Genomic DNA, 17,266 nt, shown 5'->3' with positions numbered 1-17,266 from the left:
GCTCCGGACTCGCTACCGGAGCCCCGTCGTTCAGACTCTATTCCGGTTTGAATGCTTCATCGAAGAAGCAGGCGATCTCGGAATAGGCCTGCATGCGGTGGCTCTCCATGAGAGCGAGATGCGTTGCCTCCCCGATTTCTACCCATCGCCTGTAGAAGGCGCCGGTCAGTTGCTCGAAATAGGCCCGAGCCAGGTCATGCGGAACGTCGATGTCCCATTCGCCGTGCAACAGCAGCACCGGCGCGCGAATCTCGCTCGGCCGATAGTAGGGGCTTCCAGCTCTCCAATAGGTTCGGATGTCCTGGATCGGCCCATTGGTGGCTCGCAGTCTGCCTTGCTCCCTGTCGGCCTGCGACGTCTCCTCCGAGAGGGTCAATTCGGCCCAGAGGTCGAACCAGCCCTCGGGCACAAGACGTTCACGCGCGTATTCGGGTGCGGTGCCCAGCCAGCGCGCCAGGACCGCATGGACCGGAACAAGCCTGTAGGAGCCGAGGGCGCCACCCTGATCGATGGGGATGGGAACGTCACTCAGCCATTGCGGCGCGAGCAGCGCCAGCTTGACGACCTTGTCTGGGTTGCGCGCAGCGTATGCGCCGGCAACGGTACCGCCCCACGACATTGCGAAGACACTGACGGCCCTCAGGCCGCGAAGCCGGAGAACGAAATCGACAGCCGTTGCGAAATCGGCGACGCCGGTGTCGGTGGCGACAAGCGGCGGGTTGAGGTCGGGGTTCGCCTGCATTTCCGGCGGGCGGGTTGATTTTCCATAGCCCCGGACATCAACTGCAAAGACATCGAAGCCGCGAAGAGCGAGGAAGTCGATGAAGGACATCCCGTTGAAGGGTACGTCGTAGAGACTTCCGGACGAGAAGGTCGCCCCATGCACCATCACGATTGTTTTCTCCGCGAGAAAGTCCTCGTGGTCTTTCCTTCGCTTGTTGCGGAGATAGAGCTTGATGCCTTCGGTTCCGCTATCGATGTAATGCTCCTCAAATACGATCTCGCCGCGGTCAAAAGCTGAAGATGCAAGATTGTTCTTAGACATAGGACCACCTGAATTTTTCGCCGTCGTGGGTGACATATCCGGCAGACGAACCGGGGAAATGGGTGGAGAAGTACAGGGCGCGATTATCGGCTGCGAGTTCGAGGATGCGGCGTCTCGACTGGGCAGCCTGATCCAGGAATTCGCAGAAGACCGTGTTGAGGTCGGGCCGCTCCACCTGGATCGGATGGTGTGTGACATCGCCCGCGAAGATTGCCGCTTCATTGTCCGCCTCGAGCAGAACGGACATATGGCCGATGCTGTGGCCAGGCGTCGGCAAGAAGGAAAATCGATCCAGGAAAGGACCGCCTGCGCCGTCGATGACATCGGCAAGCCCCGCCTCGATCACCGGCCGCACGCTGTCTTCATAGACGCCGGCACTCGGAATGTTGACGTCGTTGTGGCTCGCCGTCGACGCGTAATATTCCTGCTCGGCGCGCGGGAAGACGTAACGCGCATTTTTGAAAGTGGGGATCCATCTTCCGTCCTCGAGCACGGTATTCCAACCGGAATGATCAACGTGAAGATGGGTATTTATGACGAAGTCGACGTCTTCGGGCTCTACACCCGCCTGACGCAGCCTGTCGAGAAACGGAATGGTCTGATGGTGAAAGCCGGGATTGCGCGGCCTTTCCTTGTCGTTACCCGAACCAGTATCGATGAGGATGACGTGGTCGGGCGTAATGACAAGCCAGCTGTGAATGCTCACCACAAGGGCATCGCGGCCCTCTTCCATATCGACGGCGGAAAGCCGCGGCTCGAGGGCCTTGATCTCTTCAGATCCGGCAGCCGGGTAGAGAAACGAGGGCGGGATGTTGTGCAGATACTGCTCCTGCACTTTTCTCACTGTCGCGCCGGCAATACGATATTCCTTTCCAAGATCGCTCATGGAACTTCCTTTCGAGTTGAATTGGAACCGGGGACAGCGCTGTCTGATGCCTATGGACAATAGGGAAGATTCATGCAACGATCAAATCGATGAACGAAATTGTCTCCATCGATCATTTCAATTTGTGGTCTTTCGACCTCAACCTGCTCGTGGCTTTCGACGCGCTCATGAAGGAGCGGAGCGTTACGAAAGCTGCTGTTCGCCTGAAAATCCAGCAGCCTGCCATGAGCCACAATCTCGGCACGCTCCGTACATTGCTTCAGGACGAGCTGTTCGTGCGTGTCGGCCAGGTCATGCAGCCGACCCATCGGGCGCTGCGTTTCGCCGAAGCGGTGGAGCAGATACTCAGCCACACCCAGCAGGCGATCGTAACGCCTGCGACCTTTGAGCCAGGACAAGCCGAGCAGATATTCCGCATCGGCTTTTCCAGTGAGCTTGAGGTGCTGCTTGTGCCGCGTCTCGCCGCTGTGTTGAACGAGATAGCCCCCGGTATCAAAGTGCTTGCGCGAGCGGTCGACCCCGAGCTTGTCCACAAGCTTCTGGACGACAACATCATCGACCTCGGCGTCGGCTGCTATGATGACGGCAACAACAGACATCGGCGGAGCCTGCTGTTCGAGCAATCGCTAATGTGTTGCTACAATCCGAAGCTTCTCGATCTTCCCGAAATTTTGGATCGCGACAGCTATGTCGGGCTCAAGCATGCCCTGGTTTCACAGAAGGACGCCATCGAAGGATGCATCGATGATGCCTTGAAGCGGATCAACGTGCGACTCGACGTGTCGGTGGCTGCGCCGGAATTCCTGACCGTGCTTACCGCTGTCCTCGAAGCGCCCCTGATCGCGACCCTGCCGACCAGAATCGTGAAGCGGTATGCTGGCCTGTTCGGCTTGGCGATAGCCGAAGTTCCCCTCGATCTAGCGGTAAGCCCGATATCGATGGTCTGGTCGGCGGCAAGCGACAATGATCCCGCCAACCGATGGATGCGATCTCAGGTGACGGAGCTTGTTTCCGCCTATAGCTGAATAGAGATAGGCTGGTCAGTGCCAGGGGTTCCTACCCTGCCTACATTTTGGAGATCACCTCGTCCTCGCCCTCGCGATCGGCGGCGAGCTGGGCGGCCTGGGCCATGATTGCCGGAATGATGCCGGCGACGTCGTCGACGACGAGCGGCTGCACCCGATGAGCGGTGTGCAGGAAGCCTTCTTCCGTCATATGGCGCATCAGTTCCATCATCGGATCCCAGAAACCGTTGATATTGGCAAAGACCATCGGCTTTTCATGACGGCCAAGCTGCGCCCAGGTCATGATCTCGACGATCTCCTCCAGCGTGCCGATGCCGCCGGGCAAGGCGACGAAGGCATCGGAACGCTCGAACATCGTATGTTTGCGCGCGTGCATGTCAGGGGTTACAATAAGTTCGTTGAGCTGACCGAGCGAATGGCGAGTCGCTTCCATATCGATCAGAAATTCCGGGATGATACCCGTCACCTGACCGCCGCCTGAAAGCACCCCGCTCGCAACCGCGCCCATGATGCCTTTGGTACCTCCGCCATAGACGAGGCGCAGGCCGTATTCGGCGATCTCTCTTCCGAGAGCACGCCCGGCCGCCATGTGGGAAGGATCGCGTCCCGGCCTTGAGCCGCAGTAAACGCAGATGGATCGAATCGGTACAGATTGTTCGGTCATAGGGCAAAACAACTATTCCATTTCAATGCAGTCAAGAAAATTGACTGAAAAGAAGCATGCCGAGCTTGCCAAATTGCGTTGAATGCTTGTGAAAAGCATCGGAAATCGCTAGCAATTTCGGTTACTACGGCAAATTGCCGCCTTGGGAGACATAATGATGAAGAACCGTGCCGGCTTGCTGGCCCTTGCAGTGCTCGTAATCGCAATCCTACTCATGGTATTCTTCGTCATGCCGCGCATCGGCGGCGATGCATCCAAAGTCGGCGACGCCATCAACCAGGCGGGCACGGAGCTCAAGAACACGGTTAACGAAGCGGCAAAGACATCACGCTCTGCCGTGGCCGACTCGGCTGCGGTCGGCGATCAGGTTAGACGCCTTTCGGCCGATGCCGGCATGGCGCTCGGCGAGCTGAAGGCGCTGTTCGCCGACGGCAAAGGCCCAGCCACCGATGTCTTCACAGCCGCCAAAACCAAGGCCATGAATACGCTCACCGCACTTGTCGGCTTCACCGTTCCCGAGGGCATCGATCCCGCAACACAGGCCATTGCCGCCAAGGCCAAGGAAGGCGGTGCCAAGGCGCTCGCCATCGTGCAGTCGCTGCCGGAAAACATCGCCGATGCGCCTGCCGCGATTGCCAAGGCCGAAGCTGCGCTGATCGGCGCGCCGGAGCCAGCCTCTGCCGCGACCGCGGCGGCCGCAAATTCCGGCTCGAAGGTTCCCGCCTTCGACGTCCTGCGCGTCGAGCCTGATGGATCGACCGTCATCGCCGGCTCCGCCGAGCCGAACGGTAAGCTCGAAGTACTCGACGGCGAAAAGGTGGTGACGACGGCCGATGTCGGCCCGAGCGGCGATTTCGCCGCCGTCCTCGACGACCCGCTTCCGGCCGGGGACCACCAGCTCGTGCTCAAGGTGACGGGCAAGGATGGCAAGACCGCTCTCTCCGAAGAAGTCGCCACCGTTTCCGTGCCGAAGGACGGCAATGCCGCCAACCTGCTCGCCATGGTCTCCAAGCCCGGCGCGGCGAGCCGCATCATCACGGCGCCGACGGGCGGCACCGAGGTCGCCGACGCCGCCAATCCATTGGCGCCGGCTGCCGACAAGCCGGCAACCAGCGAGGCTGCGACTGCTCCCGCTGCAGCCGACGCGCCTTCCGCAACAGCAGCACCGACCGGTGAGTTGGCGCTGCAGACGCCCGGTCTGCCCGGCGCCTCCGCCGGTGGGACAGACGCGGCGCCGGCTGTTCCCGGTGCTGGCGAAACCGACAAGGCCACTGCGCCCGATGTGATGGTCAACGCCGTGGAGATCGAGGGCAACAAGATCTTCATTGCGGGCATGGCTCGGGCCCACGCCAAGGTCCTCGGTTATGCCGACGACAGCCTTGTCGGCCAGGACACGGCCGGTCCCGACGGCCATTTCGTCATCGACGGCGTCGCGGCCCTTTCGGTCGGCGATCATAAGATTCGCGTCGACGTCGTCGATCCCGCGGGCAAGGTGATCGTGCGGGCCGCGGTGAACTTCAATCGCCCGGCCGGCGATCAGGTGCGGGTTGCTGCTCAAGCCGGCCCCGCCGATGCAAATGGTGCTTCCTCGATGGTGCCGCTCGACGAAGGTGAACTCGGCAAACTCAAGGCCGAAGCCGGCAAGGCGTTCGGGCTTTTGAAGGGGCTGTTTGCCGATGGCAAGCTGCCCGGCGACGAACAGCTGGCGGCGGCGCGCTCGGCAACGGAATTCGCGCTGCGGTCTGTCGCCGACTTCCGCCCGGCAGCCGATGCGTCCGACAGCTTCAAGCAGGCCTCCGGCTCCTCCTCGCAAACCGCCGCCAAGGCGCTGAAAATGCTGCAGGATCTGCCGAAGGATGCAAAATCGGTCGGCGCCGGGCTCGACGGGTTGGGTGTGATCATCGGTGAACTGACCGACACGCCCGCACCGGCCGCGCCCACCGCAAACGATGCTGCGAGCAATCAGCCGAAGACGATCGAACAGGCGCCGCTGACGGCAAACAATGCGGCGGTCATCATCCGCCGCGGCGACACGCTGTGGCAGATTTCTCGCCGCACCTACGGCCTCGGCGTGCGTTATACAACGATCTACATCGCCAACGAGGACAAGATCGTCGACCCTGATCGCATCCGTCCCGGCCAGATTTTCGGCCTGCCGAAGGATGCGCTGCCGAACGCCGAGGAACTGCACCGCAAACGGCTCTCCAAGCAGCACCTCTAAAAGGTAGCGCCTTAAGCGCAACGCGACATGATGAGACCGGGCGGGAGAAACGCCCGGTCTCACTTTTCCCGGCCCCTGTACGTGTTGCATTCCTCGATCCGACGCCCTATCTGCCGGTGGCGGTTCGGGATTCAGGTAAGCGCGCCAGGCGCGCCCCTGCCCTACGCCTTGCCGGACATCGAAGCAAATCATCCGGACTGGAGACACGGCATGGCAAACGGCAAGACAGTTTCGGAATCACACCTGCTGCGGACGCTATTCAACCTCTGGCCCTATATGTGGCCGGCCGGGCGAACCGACCTCAAGATGCGGGTCGTCTGGGCGTCGGTCTGTCTGCTGATCTCCAAGTTCGTCCTGCTGCTCGTCCCTTATTTCTTCAAGTGGTCCACCGATGCACTGAACGGCAGGATGGACCTCGCAGGCGGCGCGGTACCGCCGCTCCTTGCCGGCGCCATCGCCCTCGTCATCGCCTATAACGTCACCAGGCTGATCCAGCTCGGCCTCAACCAGCTGCGCGACGCGCTCTTTGCCAGCGTCGGGCAACATGCGGTGCGCCAGCTCGCCTACAAGACCTTCGTGCACATGCACGAGCTGTCGCTGCGTTTCCATCTGGAGCGAAAGACCGGCGGGCTGTCGCGCATCATCGAGCGCGGCACCAAGGGCATCGAGACGATCGTGCGCTTCACGATCCTCAATTCCGTTCCGACCGTCATCGAATTTTTGTTGACGGCGGTGATCTTCTGGTGGGGCTACGGCTTCTCCTATCTTGCCGTCACCGCCTTTACCGTCTGGGCCTATATCTGGTTTACGATCCGCGCATCCGACTGGCGCATCGCCATCCGCCGCTCGATGAACGACAGCGACACTGACGCCAACACCAAGGCGATCGACTCTCTGCTCAATTTCGAAACCGTCAAATATTTCGGCAACGAGGAGATGGAGGCCAAACGCTTCGACAAGTCGATGGAACGCTACGAGAAAGCGGCGACCGACGTCTGGACGTCGCTCGGCTGGCTGAACTTCGGCCAGGGTGTCATTTTCGGTATCGGCACCACCATCATGCTGGTGCTGTCGGCGCTGGCGGTGCAGCGCGGCGAGCAGACGGTTGGCGATTTCGTCTTCGTCAATTCGATGCTGCTGCAGCTTTCCGCGCCGCTCAATTTCATCGGTTTCGTCTACCGCGAAATCCGCCAGGGTCTGACCGACATCGAGCAGATGTTCGATTTGCTCGAGGTGAAGGCGGAGGTCAAGGATGCCCCCGGCGCGGCCGAGCTTCGGATCCACAAGGGCGCGATCTCCTTCAAGGATGTACACTTCGCTTACGATTCGGCGCGTCCGATCCTGAAAGGCATTTCCTTCGAGGTGCCGGCCGGCAAGACGGTCGCGGTGGTGGGGCCGTCGGGCGCCGGAAAATCGACGCTGTCGCGCCTGCTCTACCGTTTCTACGATATCCAGAGCGGCACCATCACCGTCGACGGCCAGGATATCCGCACCGTGACGCAGAAGAGCCTGCGCTCTCATATCGGCATGGTGCCGCAGGATACCGTGCTGTTCAATGACACGGTCGCCTACAATATCCGCTACGGCCGCACGTCGGCGAGCGATGGCGAGGTGTTTGCGGCGGCCGAGGTGGCGCAGATCGCCCATTTCATCGAGACGCTGCCCGAAGGCTTCGATACCAAGGTTGGCGAGCGCGGGCTCAAGCTTTCCGGCGGCGAGAAACAGCGTGTGGCGATCGCCCGCACCATCCTCAAGGCGCCGCCGATCCTGATCCTCGACGAAGCGACATCGGCCCTCGATACGACGACGGAACGGGAAATCCAGACGGCCCTCGACGTGGTTTCGAAGAACCGGACGACCTTGGTCATCGCCCACCGGCTTTCGACCGTCATCGGCGCGGACGAGATCATCGTGCTCAAAAGCGGCGAGATCGCCGAACGTGGCACGCATGCCGCCCTTCTCGAAAGGAACGGCCTCTATGCCTCGATGTGGAACCGCCAGCGTGAGGCGACGCAGGCGGAGGAGCATCTGAAGCAGGTGCGCGACAGCGACGAGATGGGCGTGATCACGCGGCTTGCCCCGGCAGGCTGAAGCGGGAGGCGGTAGCGTTACCCAGCCACTAACGTAAATTTGGAATCGCTGGAACGATCTTCAGCAATCGTTTTTTTTGCGGCACGGCTTATAGGCTGCTGGTGTCTTCCCGAACCTTCAGAATACGGTCTATAAGACCCCATTCAAGCGCTTCCTCCGCCGTCATGAAGCGGTCGCGATCCATCCCGCGCTCAAAGTCGTCGTAGGAACGTCCGCAATGCTCCGCGTAGAGCCGCGTCATGCGTTGCTTGGTCTTTAAAATTTCCTCGGCATGAATCAACATGTCGGAAGCCTGTCCTTGAAAGCCGCCGGAGGGCTGATGAATGAGGATACTGGCATTGGGCAATGCGGCTCTTCCGCCGGGTTCGCCTGCCATCAGCAGGAACGATCCCATTGAACGGGCCGTCCCCATGCAAAGTGTATGTACCGGCGCACGGATGAAGCGCATGGTGTCGTACATGGCCAGGCCGCTGGTCACGCCGCCGCCCGGCGAATTGATATAGAGGTTGATGGGCTTTTTCGGGTTTTCCGCTTCCAGAAACAGCAGTTGCGCGCAGACGAGCGCCGAAACGGTATCGTTCACCTCGCCATTGAGGAAGATAATCCGCTCGCGCAGAAGCCGGGAATAGATATCAAAGGATCGCTCCCCCCGGCTGGACTGTTCTATGACCATAGGGACGAGTTGCATCGCTTCGCGCATCGGCGACCTCCAGACTTTCAGAAGCTAAGGGGAAGGCTCGCCGGGTCAGGCGGCGAGCATGAGAGGCGGGCTGTTGCCGTTCGCCGGCGCTCTTGTCCTTCCATCGAATCTTGCGTCCGTCAGTTGGTGGACGATCCGAAGGCAGGTGCCGCCAATGGCATTCGGGGTGATCGTGAATGTCACAATACTTTCAAGGAAAGGCGGGGTATCGTCACGCAGCTTGTAGCGAACTTCCTGGCCCGGGGTGACGGTGATCGCATCGGGATCAGCCAATGCTTCCTTCGGCAACCATCTTTCCCGAAGTTCAGGAACGGTGACGGCACGCCAGACCTTTTGCGGCGGATCGCCCAAGTCAAACTCCAACTCGACGCCGCTATCCTGCTCCTTGGTCTTCCCTTTGTTCATTGATCCATGTCCTTCAGCAAGACTTTGAGTGCTGCGATACGCTCCGGCCAATAGGCGCGGTATTTTGCGAGCCACTGGGCGATGAGAGCCAACCCATCGGGGTTGACTTCGTAATTCACGAAACGCCCCTGTCGTTCTTCCCTCACGAGCTTTGCACTGCGCAGAACCGCGAGGTGTTGCGACATCGCCGGCTGGCTAATCTCCATGCCCTCGCGCAAGGCACTCGCGTTCATGCTACCTGCCGCCAGCTTCTCAAAGATCGCACGGCGGGTCGGGTCTGCCAAAGCTCGGAAAAAGTCATTCTCGATCATGAAAACACATAAGCACGTACTTATGCGATTCGCAAGCAATTTCAAGGCAGCTTTCTGTTGCTGCGGAAATCCTAGCCGATGTCCGCATCGGGCCGAAGCCGGTCAAAAGCTACATAGTGGGATCATAAAACCTTAGCGATTCCACATTTACGTTAGTGGATGGGTAGCGTTACCGGCTTTTGTTGTTCAGAACCACGACGGCGGAACCAGGGCCAGGGTCGCAGCATTGCTCAGGAGCTGGTTTTTCGCTAACCAGCAAAAACCGAAAAGCAAGGAGACCGGCAGCCATGAGCCTGTTCAACACGGTTCGCAACACGATCGTGCCCGTGCACAAGGAGGGTTACCCGTTCGTCGCCGCCTTCTTCGTCGCATCGCTGGTGCTGGGCTGGATCTTCAAGCCGCTCTTCTGGATCGGCATGATCTTCACGCTTTGGTGCGCCTATTTCTTCCGTGATCCCGATCGGGTGACCCCGCAGGACGACGATCTCGTGATCTCTCCCGCCGACGGCAAGGTCTCGGCGATCCAGATGGTGACCCCGCCGGCAGAGCTCGACCTCGGCTCCGAGCCGATGCTGCGCATTTCCGTCTTCATGAACGTCTTCAACTGCCATGTGAACCGGGCGCCGATGCGCGGGCGCATCGTCAGCATCAACTACCGCTCCGGCAGCTTCGTCAACGCCGAACTCGACAAGGCGAGCGAGGACAACGAGCGCAACGGGCTGGTGATCGAAACGCGGCACGGCCAGATCGGCGTCGTGCAGATTGCCGGCCTCGTGGCGCGGCGTATTCTTTGCTGGGCAAACACCAACGAGCCGCTGGACGCCGGCGAACGTTTCGGACTGATCCGTTTCGGCTCGCGGCTCGACGTGTTCCTGCCCGCCAGTGCGGCGCCACGCGTCTCGCTCGGTCAGACGGCGATTGCCGGGGAAACCGTCATCGCCGAATTCGCCTCCGCCAAGGGTCCGGTCATCAGCCGCCGCAGCTAAAGCGCGGAACCTCCGCGCCTTTGCCGGAATTGCTCAAGGAACGATTGGAACGCGACATGGAAACACCCTTTCCGCCTTTCGAGCCAAACGGCCCGGATGATTCCGCCCGCGGCCCACGCCTGCGCGAGATTCCGTTCCGCCTCGTCTTTCCGAACCTCATCACCATTCTGGCGATCTGCGCAGGCTTGACCGGCATCCGGCTCGCTTTCGAGAACCGTTACGAACTCGCCGTCGCAATGGTGCTGCTCGCCGCCTTCCTCGACGGCATCGACGGGCGCGTGGCGCGGCTGATGAAGGCGACTTCGAAGTTCGGCGCGCAGATGGATTCGCTTGCCGATATCGTCAATTTCGGCGTTGCGCCTGCTCTCGTCGTCTATGTCTTCGCGCTCGACCAGGCCCGCTCGCTCGGCTGGATCGCCGCGCTGATTTATGCGATCGCCGCCGGCCTTCGCCTTGCTCGCTTCAATGTCATGGCTGAGCGCGAAAACAAGGCGAGCTGGCAATCGGAATATTTCGTCGGAGTTCCCGCGCCGGCCGGCGCCATGCTGGTGCTGCTGCCGGTCTATCTCGGCTTCCTCGGCCTGGCGACGGACCGCACCTTCGCCTATCTCTCTTCGGTCTATACCGTTGCCATCGCCTTCCTGCTCATCAGCCGGCTGCCGGTCTGGTCGGGCAAATCTGAAGGCAACCGCTTGCGGCGCGATCTGGTGCTGCCGATGATGCTCGGTGTTGTGCTCTATGTGGCCCTGCTGATGAGCTACACCTGGGAGGTAATGGTCTTCACCGTTGCCGCCTACCTCGTCTCCCTTCCCTTCGGCGCTCGCAGATGGCGGCGGAAATATGGAACCCTGACGATCGAAGAACCCGGCGTCGGCGACGACGATATCGGCCGGCACATCTGACCTGCGCGCGCTTCCGGATTCTCCCGGGCCACGGAATTGCTTCTCTCCCTGTTGTCGCCTGTTCCCGGACATACGCCCACGCGTCTTCCCGGGGAAAACCGCTCTGCGGTTTTTTTGGAACCGCAACCTTCAGTAAGTATTAACCAACGTAGGCTTCAGTTAAGCCTCGCGAATTATGGTGGGCGTTCACAAATCCTGATAAGCGACGCCGCCGTTTTGTCGCTATTTCCGACGAAAAGCAAAATTACAAAATACCCAGGGAAGCAACACGCAAGGAGAGTATCGTGACTTCGAAGAAGAGCAGTACCGGCGAACAACAGGCGGCCAAGCCAGACCTCGCCGCCAACTATCGCCCGGTCGGCTTGAAGGCCGTTGCCGCCGCATCGCTGATGGCAAAGAACAAGCCGGACAGCGTCAAGAAATCCGCTTGAAGCGCCGAGCTTCGAACAGCAGTCATCCGCGCTTCACGTTCGGTTTCTGGCCCATCCGGCATGGCGTCATCCCAAGACTGCGGCATGGCTCTCGTGACCTGCCTTAAGCATCGCGGGTGAGCCGAACAGCGGCCGTGCCGGAAGCGGCCGGTCCCGCTTTTAGAAAAAGCTGAGCTGGCCGTGATCCGGCCCTTGTTTCGCAGGCGCCTCGAGCGGTGTTTCGACGACGATCAACTCCTGCAGGTCCGGCCCCATATTGGCAACCTTGTCGACCTTGTCGGAAACCGGGATGGCCTCGAAAAAATCGGCCTGAGCAGGCTGCATCAGGTCGACCACCTCGCGCGGTTCCTGCGTCTTGCAATCGAGCCAGCGCGAGAAGTCCTCCGGTTTTATGACGACAGGCATGCGATCGTGGATCGCGGAGATGCCCGCATTGGCTGACGTCGTGAGGATCGCACCAGTATCGACCTCCGAACCGTCGGCCGAAGACCATGTCTCCATCAGTCCCGCGAAGGCGATGACCCCGCCCCGGCGCGGCCTGATCCAATAGGCCTGCGGCTTGCGGCCGCTCTCCTTTGACGGGCGCTGCCATTCGTAAAAACCTGAGGCCGGAATAAGCACGCGTCGATGACGCATCGCCGCCCGAAAGGAGGCCTTGCCGATCGCGGTCTCGGCGCGCGCGTTGATCAGCAGCGGGAAATCCTTCGGATCCTTGACCCAACCCGGCGTGAAGCCCCAGCGCACGAGTACGGCGCGCCGGTCGGGCAGGTTGCTGGCCCGCTCCCTGCCCTCGCCTGCGATGACGACGAGGATCGGCTGCGTCGGGGCGATGTTGTAGCGCGCCGGAAAATCGTCGAGATCGAGACCGGAGAAGAAGTTGCGCAGGTCGGCGCTGGAACTTGTCAGGGCGAAACGTCCACACATCGGCCCGTCTTTGCATCCGGCCCGAGTCCGGTCAAGGCGTACTGCATGCTTTTGCGTGACGTGTTTCAGGCTCGCGGCGCAAAGATGATGACGCTCGCTCCGGCGAGGCAGATCAGTCCGCCGCCGATATCATAACGATCGGGCACGCGGCCTTCGATCAGCCACAGCCAGAAGAGCGAGGCGAGAACATAGATGCCGCCATAGGCTGCGAAGGTTCGACCGGCGGCATCGCTCGGCACCAACGTCAGAAGCCAGGCGAAAAACGCGAGCGAGATCATGCCCGGCGCCAGCCACCAGATGGGCTTTTCAAGCTTCAGCCACGCCCAGAAGGCGAAACAGCCGGCGATCTCGAAAACGGCGGCAAAGGCGTAAATGAGATAGGTCACGCAAAGCCCTTTCGAATATTTTGACTTCTTGTTGCACAGATATCGTTATCTCAGGAACCGCTGCGGAGATTTTTGGGGGTTGTCTCGGGCGCTATCCCACACGAAAATCGGGCAGGGCCCGCAGCCGCGACCCGCAATCATCAGCCCGTCAGATCGAACAGGCCGTCACAGCAAGAGCAGCCATGACCTCCACCGCCAAAGCCGCCTCCTCCGCCATTCTCGAACGCGACGGGCGATTCCTTCTGGTGTTGCGACGCAACCCGCCCTCTGCCGACATGTATGCCTTTCCCGGCGGGCGCGCCGAGCCGGGCGAAACGCCGGAGCAGACGGCGCTGCGGGAGTTCCGCGAGGAAACCGGCATCTCGGCGCATAATCCGCGGCTGTTTTCAACTTATGACCTCAAGACGCATGGGCCGGATGGCAGCATTAGGAGTCATTTCTTCCTGTCAGTCTTTTGCGTCGACTCCGACCGGGAAATGGTGGCGGAAGCCGCCGACGATGCGGCGGCGCTTGGCTGGTATACCGTGGAGGAGATCCGGCGGCTGCCTGTGCCGCAAAGCGTGCTCGAATGCGCGGAACGGCTGGCGGGCGGTGAATAGAAGTGGAAACTTTCAAGGGCGCCTTGTTGCCGTCACGCTCAACGTATCAACTGGAAGCATGATTCCCGTTCGACGCGTTGTCCTGTCTCTGCTCGTGCTTGCCGGGCCCACCATGGCGCAGGGCAAGAATACGGCGCCTGCGCAGGAGGAGATTGCGCCGCCGGTCGCGACCGTGCCCTATGACGACAAGCTGGCGCGGCTCGCCGAAGTGCTGGGTTCGGTGCATTATCTGAGAACGCTTTGCAAGGCGCCGGGCGGGGATGAGTGGCGGCAAGGCATGAAGCAACTGCTCGATTCGGAGACAGGCAACGAACCGCAGCGCAAGGAAAGGCTCACCGCCGCCTTCAATCGCGGCTACCGAACCTTCGCGTCCGTCTACACGGATTGCACCCCGGCGGCCATCGTGGCAGAAGAGCGCTACCGTAACGAAGGTGCAACACTCGCCACAGAAATTACCTCGCGCTTTGGAAATTGACGTTTAATTAACCTGTTTTCGCATGCGGACGTGTCGTTTTGGGAAAAGGCTGTTAGTGTTATTAACGGTGCAGTAAGACATGAGAAGTTCTGAGGAAAAGACAATGGAAGCAAGCCTCAACGACATCGACGACATGATCGTCCACGAAAAGATGCAGGCGGCTCTGGAGTACCAGAACGAGGCTTGGGCCGACGGCATGGCCGACGGGATCGAACCGGAGATCATTGCTGATGCCGCCATCGCGCATGCCCTGCGCGAAACCATTCGATTGCACGGGGAAAACAGCGCCGAAGCTCTGCTCGATTCGCTGCGCGACCGTATGCTTGCCGGCGAATTTTCCGCCAACCGCACCCTGCAATAATTACTATCAGAGAGTTCGATGCGCATCGGTAAAGAGAAAGTTTCGCGAATTCGGCTCGCGCCGGTGCTGCTTGCGCTGAGCTTTGCCGCCGGCACCGTCCTCCTTGCGCCCTCGGCCTACGCGCTTTCCGAACTCCACAAGATCCCCGGCCAGGCCCCCAGCGACGCGCCGCCCGCACAGGGAAGTGCTGAGGGGCAGAACCAGACCCAGGGCACAACTCCCAGCGTTCCCATGGCGGAGCCGCTGGTCAACAGCCAGAACAATCAGGGCGTCGACAAGACGCCGGGTGCCCAGGACGCATCCAAGCCGGTCGAGGTGATTTACGACATCAATAAGGCGCCCGAGCCGGTTCGAAAAATGCGGCAACAGATCGTCGAGGCCGCCGCCTCCGGCGACCTCGAACGGCTGCGGCCGCTGATGGGCACTGGCAAAGACCAGACGCAGGTGACGGTGGGCGAAGCGAGCGACGACCCGATCGGCACGCTGAAAGATCTCTCCGGCGATCCCGACGGAGACGAAATTCTAGCCATCATGCTCGACATCGTCTCGACCGGTTTCGTTCATGTCGGCCAGGGCACAGCCGACGACATGTATGTCTGGCCCTATTTTGCAGAGAAGGATCCGAAGTCGCTGACCCCGCCGGAGCGAGTCGAGCTGCTGCGCATCGTCACCGCCGGCGATCTTTCCGACATGCAGGAGTTCGGCGGATATAATTTCTACCGCCTCGGCATTACGCCCGACGGCAAGTGGAAATTCTTCACGGCGGGCGACTGACGCCGCCCCGCGGCATGTCGCATGACCTTGCGATCCGCTTTACGAAGTCATACCTCTGAGCGACGACCAACGCGACAGGTTCCGCCATGCCAGCCGTATTCCTGAAAGACCGCTCACTGCTCTCCGTCGGCGGCGCGGACGCCCAGTCCTTCCTACAGAACCTGATCACCACCGATGTCATTTCCCTGGGCGCGGACGAGGCGCGGCCCGGAGCACTGCTGACACCGCAGGGCAAGATCCTGTTCGACTTCATGGTCTGGCAGGACGGCGTCGGCTATCTGATCGAGACGGATGCCGGCCAGTGCGAAGCGCTGGCGAAGCGGCTGACGATGTACAAGCTGCGGGCCGCCATTACGCTTACGACCGTCGCTGAGAATGGCATTACCGTTTGCTGGGGCGAGGATGCCGATAGCATCGGCGGTGCTCGAGACAGCCGCTTCGCCAAGGCGGGTGTCCCGCTGCGCCGCCGGGCAGGAAGGCATGGCGATGATGCGCCGTCACTCTACCACGCGCTGCGCATCCGCCATGGTATCGTCACCTCAGGATCGGACTTCGCCTTACAGGATGCCTTCCCGCATGACGTGCTGATGGATCTGAATGACGGCCTCTCCTTCAAGAAAGGCTGCTATGTCGGCCAGGAGGTTGTCTCGCGCATGCAGCACCGCGGCACCGCGCGCCGTCGCGTTGTCACCGTGTCCGCCGCAACGACCTTGCCTCAAATGGGCACGCAGATCACGGCCGCCGGCAAGCCGGTGGGGACACTCGGTTCGGTCGAGGGCGGCAGCGGGCTTGCGATCGTGCGAATCGACCGCGCCGGTGCCGCGATGGCGGAAGGCACGCCGCTGCTGGCCGGCCAAACGCCGGTTTCCCTCGCCCTGCCGCCATGGTCCGGGCTTGTCTTCCCCACCAGCGTCGACGAGGCCAGCGCGTGACGGCCAAAGCTCCGCGTGCCTGGCAACGCATGCTGTCCGGGCGCAGGCTCGATCTGCTCGACCCCTCGCCGCTCGATGTCGAACTCATCGATATCGCCCATGGGCTCGCGCGTGTGGCACGCTGGAACGGCCAGACATCAGGCGATCATGCCTTTTCGGTGGCGCAGCACAGCCTCGTCGTCGAAGATATTTTCCGCCGCTTCAACAATGCGCGGCCGGAGGACTGTCTGATGGCGCTGCTCCACGACGCGCCCGAATATGTGATCGGCGACATGATCTCGCCGTTCAAATCCGTTGTCGGCGGCGGCTACAAGGCGGTGGAAATGCGGCTGGAGGCCGCCGTGCATCTGCGCTTCGGCCTGCCGCCGCATCCGTCGGGCGATCTCAAGGACCGGATCAAGAAGGCCGACACGATCGCCGCCTATTTCGAGGCAACAGTCCTTGCCGGTTTCACGCCCGCCGAGGCGCAGAAATTCTTCGGCCAGCCGCGCGGCATCAGCAAGGAGATGTTGCTGATCGAACCCTTGCCGGCGCTGGAAGCCCAGCGGCTGTTCTGCGAGCGCTTCGCGGCGATCGAGGCCGAGCGGGGGATGGTATCGTGAGCTTGATCGTCGTCTCGCCGCTCTCGCGCATCGCCGAAATGGCGGTGCGCCACAAGGCGCGTGACATGATCAGCCTGATCGCCAAAGAACAGGCCTTTCGTCGGCCGGGTGTGATCGCGCCCGATCGTCACCTGACGCTTTCGATGAACGACATCACCTTCAAGGGCACGGGCGGTCTCGTGGCGCCTGACGAAACGCATGTACAGGCGATCATCGAGTTTGCCGCATCGTGGCGGCAGGAGACCCCGCTGCTCATCCATTGCTGGATGGGCGTGTCGCGATCACCGGCCGCGGCACTCATCGCCGCTCTGTCGATCGCGCCGGATCAGGACGAGGAAGAGCTTGTCCGTCGGCTGCGCGCCGCTTCACCTTTCGCAACTCCGAACACCCGGCTAATCGAGATCGGTGACACCTTGCTTAGCCGCGGCGGCCGGCTGGTTGCGGCGGTAAGGGCGATCGGGCGTGGCGCCGATGCGGACGGCAATGCGCCCTTCCTGCTGGCGATCCGGAACCCTGCCTGCGGTTGACGCTGCTGGCGTCTGCTCC

At 61.3% G+C, this 17,266-nt stretch carries 21 protein-coding genes; 13 read left to right on the top strand and 8 right to left on the bottom strand.

Annotated features, from left to right (window positions below):
- Positions 1–37: 37 nt before the first annotated feature.
- Both NL154_RS06130 and NL154_RS06125 read right to left on the bottom strand, forming a co-directional pair.
- Positions 38–1,045 carry an alpha/beta hydrolase gene (locus NL154_RS06130; protein ID WP_434733791.1) on the bottom strand — a complete coding sequence of 336 codons (1,008 nt, stop codon included), beginning with the start codon at positions 1,043–1,045 and terminating at the stop codon, positions 38–40.
- A complete protein-coding gene (locus tag NL154_RS06125; RefSeq protein ID WP_210628460.1) occupies positions 1,038–1,931 on the bottom strand; it encodes an MBL fold metallo-hydrolase in 894 nt (297 codons plus the stop codon). Before NL154_RS06125 ends, NL154_RS06130 begins: the two co-directional genes overlap by 8 nt.
- A gap of 89 nt (positions 1,932–2,020) precedes the next feature.
- Here NL154_RS06125 and NL154_RS06120 point away from each other — a divergent pair, with 89 nt between their 5' ends.
- Positions 2,021–2,956 (top strand): LysR family transcriptional regulator, encoded by a 936-nt coding sequence (locus tag NL154_RS06120; protein WP_210628461.1) that lies wholly within the window; start codon positions 2,021–2,023, stop codon positions 2,954–2,956.
- Between the two features lie 40 nt (positions 2,957–2,996).
- On the opposite strand, the gene NL154_RS06115 is transcribed toward NL154_RS06120, so the two are convergent.
- Positions 2,997–3,620: a TIGR00730 family Rossman fold protein gene (locus tag NL154_RS06115; protein WP_221123421.1), complete on the bottom strand. Its 624-nt coding sequence runs from the start codon at positions 3,618–3,620 to the stop codon at positions 2,997–2,999.
- Between the two features lie 154 nt (positions 3,621–3,774).
- On the opposite strand from NL154_RS06115, the gene NL154_RS06110 reads away from it, so the two are divergent.
- Together NL154_RS06110 and NL154_RS06105 are read left to right on the top strand one after the other, a co-directional pair.
- On the top strand, positions 3,775–5,841 hold the full coding sequence (locus NL154_RS06110) for a LysM peptidoglycan-binding domain-containing protein (protein WP_221123422.1): 2,067 nt from the start codon (positions 3,775–3,777) through the stop codon (positions 5,839–5,841).
- A 210-nt stretch (positions 5,842–6,051) separates the two neighbouring features.
- Complete coding sequence (locus NL154_RS06105) at positions 6,052–7,932, top strand: ABCB family ABC transporter ATP-binding protein/permease (protein WP_434733790.1); 1,881 nt, start codon at positions 6,052–6,054, stop codon at positions 7,930–7,932.
- An 88-nt stretch (positions 7,933–8,020) separates the two neighbouring features.
- On the opposite strand, the gene NL154_RS06100 is transcribed toward NL154_RS06105, so the two are convergent.
- From NL154_RS06100 to NL154_RS06090, 3 genes are read right to left on the bottom strand one after another with little or no spacing between them, the layout of a single operon-like run.
- Positions 8,021–8,632, bottom strand: coding sequence for an ATP-dependent Clp protease proteolytic subunit (locus NL154_RS06100; protein ID WP_210628465.1), 612 nt, complete (start codon positions 8,630–8,632; stop codon positions 8,021–8,023).
- A 45-nt stretch (positions 8,633–8,677) separates the two neighbouring features.
- Positions 8,678–9,037, bottom strand: coding sequence for an SRPBCC family protein (locus tag NL154_RS06095; protein WP_210628466.1), 360 nt, complete (start codon positions 9,035–9,037; stop codon positions 8,678–8,680).
- Positions 9,034–9,348, bottom strand: a complete 315-nt coding sequence (locus NL154_RS06090) for an ArsR/SmtB family transcription factor (protein ID WP_184453300.1) — start codon at positions 9,346–9,348, stop codon at positions 9,034–9,036. Before NL154_RS06090 ends, NL154_RS06095 begins: the two co-directional genes overlap by 4 nt.
- 287 nt (positions 9,349–9,635) lie before the next feature.
- Here NL154_RS06090 and NL154_RS06085 point away from each other — a divergent pair, with 287 nt between their 5' ends.
- From NL154_RS06085 to NL154_RS06075, 3 genes are all read left to right on the top strand, one after another.
- A complete protein-coding gene (locus NL154_RS06085; RefSeq protein ID WP_210628468.1) occupies positions 9,636–10,334 on the top strand; it encodes a phosphatidylserine decarboxylase in 699 nt (232 codons plus the stop codon).
- A gap of 56 nt (positions 10,335–10,390) precedes the next feature.
- The gene (gene pssA, locus NL154_RS06080; protein ID WP_064801555.1) at positions 10,391–11,236 is read left to right on the top strand and encodes a CDP-diacylglycerol--serine O-phosphatidyltransferase; all 846 of its coding nucleotides are present in this window, start codon (positions 10,391–10,393) and stop codon (positions 11,234–11,236) included.
- A 284-nt stretch (positions 11,237–11,520) separates the two neighbouring features.
- Entirely contained in the window at positions 11,521–11,667 is a 147-nt protein-coding gene (locus NL154_RS06075; RefSeq protein ID WP_164517774.1) for a hypothetical protein, read from the top strand.
- A gap of 159 nt (positions 11,668–11,826) precedes the next feature.
- Here NL154_RS06075 and NL154_RS06070 read toward each other — a convergent pair whose 3' ends face one another.
- Together NL154_RS06070 and NL154_RS06065 are read right to left on the bottom strand one after the other, a co-directional pair.
- Entirely contained in the window at positions 11,827–12,591 is a 765-nt protein-coding gene (locus NL154_RS06070; RefSeq protein ID WP_221164569.1) for an SOS response-associated peptidase, read from the bottom strand.
- 65 nt (positions 12,592–12,656) lie between these two features.
- On the bottom strand, positions 12,657–12,977 hold the full coding sequence (locus NL154_RS06065; RefSeq protein WP_434733789.1) for a YnfA family protein: 321 nt from the start codon (positions 12,975–12,977) through the stop codon (positions 12,657–12,659).
- Positions 12,978–13,159: 182 nt separating this feature from the next.
- On the opposite strand from NL154_RS06065, the gene NL154_RS06060 reads away from it, so the two are divergent.
- From NL154_RS06060 to NL154_RS06030, 7 genes are all read left to right on the top strand, one after another.
- The gene (locus NL154_RS06060) at positions 13,160–13,576 is read left to right on the top strand and encodes an NUDIX hydrolase (RefSeq protein ID WP_210628471.1); all 417 of its coding nucleotides are present in this window, start codon (positions 13,160–13,162) and stop codon (positions 13,574–13,576) included.
- Between the two features lie 58 nt (positions 13,577–13,634).
- Positions 13,635–14,051 carry a TIGR02301 family protein gene (locus tag NL154_RS06055; RefSeq protein ID WP_434733788.1) on the top strand — a complete coding sequence of 139 codons (417 nt, stop codon included), beginning with the start codon at positions 13,635–13,637 and terminating at the stop codon, positions 14,049–14,051.
- 103 nt (positions 14,052–14,154) lie between these two features.
- Positions 14,155–14,412 carry a hypothetical protein gene (locus NL154_RS06050; protein WP_020920882.1) on the top strand — a complete coding sequence of 86 codons (258 nt, stop codon included), beginning with the start codon at positions 14,155–14,157 and terminating at the stop codon, positions 14,410–14,412.
- 18 nt (positions 14,413–14,430) lie between these two features.
- Positions 14,431–15,186: a hypothetical protein gene (locus NL154_RS06045; RefSeq protein WP_434733787.1), complete on the top strand. Its 756-nt coding sequence runs from the start codon at positions 14,431–14,433 to the stop codon at positions 15,184–15,186.
- Positions 15,187–15,272: 86 nt separating this feature from the next.
- Positions 15,273–16,118, top strand: coding sequence for a YgfZ/GcvT domain-containing protein (locus NL154_RS06040; RefSeq protein ID WP_210628474.1), 846 nt, complete (start codon positions 15,273–15,275; stop codon positions 16,116–16,118).
- A gap of 29 nt (positions 16,119–16,147) precedes the next feature.
- Positions 16,148–16,720, top strand: a complete 573-nt coding sequence (locus tag NL154_RS06035) for a hydrolase (protein ID WP_434734151.1) — start codon at positions 16,148–16,150, stop codon at positions 16,718–16,720.
- The gene (locus tag NL154_RS06030) at positions 16,717–17,247 is read left to right on the top strand and encodes a tyrosine phosphatase family protein (RefSeq protein ID WP_434733786.1); all 531 of its coding nucleotides are present in this window, start codon (positions 16,717–16,719) and stop codon (positions 17,245–17,247) included. Before NL154_RS06035 ends, NL154_RS06030 begins: the two co-directional genes overlap by 4 nt.
- Positions 17,248–17,266 lie beyond the last annotated feature (19 nt).

The organism is Rhizobium sp. YTUHZ044, assembly GCF_051123975.1.
GTDB lineage: Bacteria > Pseudomonadota > Alphaproteobacteria > Rhizobiales > Rhizobiaceae > Rhizobium.
Note: the sequence above shows the minus strand (reverse complement) of the source record. Positions and strands in the feature narration are given on the sequence as shown.